At 67.0% G+C, this 3,727-nt stretch carries 3 protein-coding genes; 1 reads left to right on the forward strand and 2 read right to left on the reverse strand.

What is annotated here, in order from left to right; translation table 11 throughout:
* Positions 1–57: 57 nt before the first annotated feature.
* Both AC07YR_RS09675 and AC07YR_RS09680 read right to left on the reverse strand, forming a co-directional pair.
* Entirely contained in the window at positions 58–765 is a 708-nt protein-coding gene (locus AC07YR_RS09675; protein WP_494733835.1) for a DUF4397 domain-containing protein, read from the reverse strand.
* An 88-nt stretch (positions 766–853) separates the two neighbouring features.
* Positions 854–1,312: a PaaI family thioesterase gene (locus AC07YR_RS09680; protein ID WP_436058460.1), complete on the reverse strand. Its 459-nt coding sequence runs from the start codon at positions 1,310–1,312 to the stop codon at positions 854–856.
* Between the two features lie 150 nt (positions 1,313–1,462).
* Here AC07YR_RS09680 and paaZ point away from each other — a divergent pair, with 150 nt between their 5' ends.
* Complete coding sequence (gene paaZ, locus AC07YR_RS09685) at positions 1,463–3,574, forward strand: phenylacetic acid degradation bifunctional protein PaaZ (protein ID WP_055804665.1); 2,112 nt, start codon at positions 1,463–1,465, stop codon at positions 3,572–3,574.
* The last annotated feature ends 153 nt before the right edge of the window (positions 3,575–3,727 follow it).

A 3,727-nucleotide genomic window follows, 5' to 3' on the forward strand; every position in this document is an offset into this window, starting at 1 on the left:
GTTCAGGCGGCCCCGCCGGTGATGGATATTAGCGATGCGTTGCTACTCGGGGATGCGTCAGCCGCGGCCGCAGCCACGGTCCTCGGAGTCAACGACCTGGACGGCCACGTCCAGGGTGCCGTCGGCCAGGCTTCCCCAGGCGTAGACGATTGTGTTCTTGCCGGCCTCGACGGTCACGTCAGCCGGCCCGATCACCGGATCGGTGGTCCCGGCCGCGGCAACCGACGCCGAAACGGTGCCGGCCTCGAGCTTCAGGGTTGCCTCGTCCGGATTGCTGAGTTCCTCGATCACTGCCGTTCCGCCGGCCAGGACGTCGACGGCGGGCGCCGCGGCTACGTGCCTCACCGTCAGTTTGCCCTTGTTGTCGTTGCGGGGAGCCTTGGTGTCGTTGGTGAACAGCGTGGCCGTGGGGCCGCCGTCGGCATCGAGGTGGGCCACCGCGGTGTAGTTGCCGCCGCTGTCGAGTTCAACGTCCACCGGCCCGATCACGGGGTTGTCGGCGCTGGTGGCGTCCGAGGCGGTGACCGCGATTTCGTAGTCGCCGGCCGCGAGCTCCAGTGGTCCCGCGAGGGTTCCTGGAGTGAAGTCATCCAGGGTGAGGTTCCCGTCCACCCACACGTCCACGGTCAGGCCGGGCACGCCGTGCAGGACCGAGAGCTTCGCGGGGGCATCGTCGTGGTTCCAGCCGCCGGCCTGGGCGGGGGTCGCGAAGGTCAGTGCAGCCAGGAGCGACAGTGCTCCGGCGGCGTAGGTTGTTTTGCGCATTTCAAACTCCTCAGAGGGACGCCCGGTGTCGGGCTGTGTTTGTGCTTACGCCTTTACTACCGGCGGGAGCCCCTCTTTGGATGCAAAGTCATGAAGTTTTTTCCGCGCGGCCCTTCCGGTCCGCCCCTGCGCGGCCCTTACGGTCCAGCAGCAGGTTCGTGATTCGGAGGGTGCACAGGCGCTGGCCGGCCTCGTTGGTGAGCAGGACTTCGTGCGTGGTCAGCGTTCCGCCCAGGTGGATGGGCGTGGCCGTGATGGTGATCTGGCCTTCGCGCGCTGATTTGTGGTGCGTTGCGGACACGTCCACCCCCACGGCGGTCTTGCCCAGGGTGCTGGCGTGGATCACGGCGGCCCAGGACCCCACGGCCTCGCCCACGGCCAGTGAGGCGCCGCCGTGCAGCAGCCCGAACGACTGTCGGTTGCCCTCGACGGGCATCGTGGCAACAACGCGCTCCACGGATTCCTCGACGATTTTCACGCCCATCTTCTCGTCGAGTTCGCCAAGCGTGATCTTCCACAGTTCGGCGCTGCCGGTTTCGGGCTGCATGGGCCACTTCTCTTTCGTCGGGTCTTCCCAGTGTGCAACAGGCTAGTGTGCAGCACGGCACATTCATGTACTGTAGACATATTACCGAACGGACGGTCAGTAATGCACTGGCCGTGATGATCTTGCCCCCGCTGGAAGGACCCGTCAACGATGACCACCACTGCAACTGCTCCGAAATCCTCACTGGACACTGTGGAGACCGTTCCCAGTTTCGTCCGGGACGCCTGGTGGACGCCCGACGCCGCCGCCGCGGCTTCCGCAGTCCCCGTCCTGGACGCCAGCACCGGCGAGCTCCTCGCCAAGGTGAGCACCGAGGGACTGGACCTTGCCGACGTCGTGGACTACGGACGCACCACCGGCCAGACGGAACTCGGCACGCTGACCTTCCACCAGCGCGCCCTGAAGCTCAAGGAACTTGCCCAGTACCTGAACGCCCGCCGCGAGCACTTCTACGAGCTGTCCGCCCAGACCGGCGCCACCAAGATCGACTCCATGGTGGACATCGACGGCGGCATCGGCGTGCTCTTCACCTTCAGCTCCAAGGGCCGCCGCGAGCTGCCCAACTCGCAGGTGGTGGTGGACGGTCCCATGGAGGTGCTGTCCCGGGACGGTTCCTTTGCCGGTGAGCACATCTTCACCCGCATCCCCGGCGTCGCCGTCCAGATCAACGCCTTCAACTTCCCGGTGTGGGGCATGCTGGAGAAGTTTGCGCCCGCGTTCATCGCCGGCGTCCCCACCATCGTCAAGCCGGCGACTCCCACGGGCTACGTGGCTGCGGCCGTGGTCAAGGCCATTGTGGAGTCCAACATCCTGCCCAAGGGCTCGCTGCAGCTCATCTCCGGATCGGCCCGCACGCTCCTGGACCACCTCGACTACCGCGACCTCGTCGCCTTCACCGGGTCCGCCTCCACCGCCAATTCGCTGAAGTCGCACCCGAACGTGGTGAAGGGCGGCGTCCGCTTCACCTCCGAGACCGACTCCCTCAACGCCGCCATCCTGGGACCGGACGCGGTCAAGGGAACGCCGGAGTTCGACGCCTTCATCAAGTCCGTGGTCACCGAAATGACCGTCAAAGCCGGCCAGAAGTGCACGTCCATCCGCCGCACCATCGTGCCCCGCGAACTGGTGTCCGACGTCGTTGCCGCCGTGGGTGCCCGCATTGAGGAACGCGTGGTGCTGGGTGATCCCCGCGCCGAGGGCGTCACCATGGGTGCGCTCGCCTCCCTTGAGCAGCTGGCCGATGTCCGGGCCGCTGTCCAGGCAATGCTCGACGCCGGCGGCGAGCTCGCGTACGGCACGCTCGATTCGCCCAAGGTGACCAAAGCGGACGGGGGAGTGGCCGTCGTCGAAGACGGGGCCTTTATGTCCCCGGTGCTGCTCAGCTGGGCGGACGCCGAAGCTGAGGAAGTCCACTCGCTGGAGGCCTTCGGTCCTGTTTCTTCGGTGATCGGCTACACCGACCTGGCCGACGCCGTGCGCCTCGCCGCCCGCGGTGGCGGCTCGCTGGTGGCCTCGGTGTGCACCAACGATCCCGAGGTTGCCCGCGAACTGGTCACCGGGATCGCGGCCCACCACGGCCGCGTCCTGATGCTCAACCGCGAGGACGCCCGCAGCTCCACCGGCCACGGTTCGCCGGTGCCGCACCTGGTCCACGGCGGCCCGGGCCGCGCCGGCGGCGGCGAGGAACTGGGCGGCATCCGTTCGGTGATGCACCACATGCAGCGCACCGCCATCCAGGGCTCGCCCAACATGCTCACCGCCGTCACGGGCCTCTGGCACACCGGCGCGGACCGCAACTTCACGCTGGAGACCGAAGGCCAGCACCCGTTCCGGAAGCACCTGAGCACGCTGCACATCGGCGACGCGGTCCGCTCCGGGCTGCGGGAGGTCACCCTCGAGGAGATCACCAAGTTCGCCAACTCCACCGGCGACACCTTCTACGCCCACACCAACCAGGAGGCTGCGGAGGCCAACCCGTTCTTCCCGGGCATCGTGGCGCACGGCTACCTGCTGCTGGCCTGGGGCGCCGGGCTGTTCGTGGAGCCTGCTCCGGGCCCGGTGCTGGCAAACTACGGCCTGGAGAACCTGCGCTTCATCACCCCGGTGGCCGCCGGCGACTCGATCCGCGTCACCCTGACCGCCAAGAAGATCACCCCCCGCGAGACCGACGAGTACGGCGAGGTGGCCTGGGACGCCGTCCTCACCAACCAGAACGACGAAATCGTAGCCACCTACGACGTCCTCACCCTCGTCGAAAAGTAACAGCTTCGGAAAGTAGCCCCACCCCGGACGCTCTCTCACTTCTTGCGCCCTTTCCCCCGACGCTCTCTCACCCCGGTGAACTGCTCCCCGGAAGTTGGACTGAGAAATTCAGTTCCGACTTCCGGGGAGCAGTTTTATGCGTTCGTTTAGTTC

This window comes from Arthrobacter sp. GW460-12-1-14-TSB2 (genome assembly GCF_059423525.1).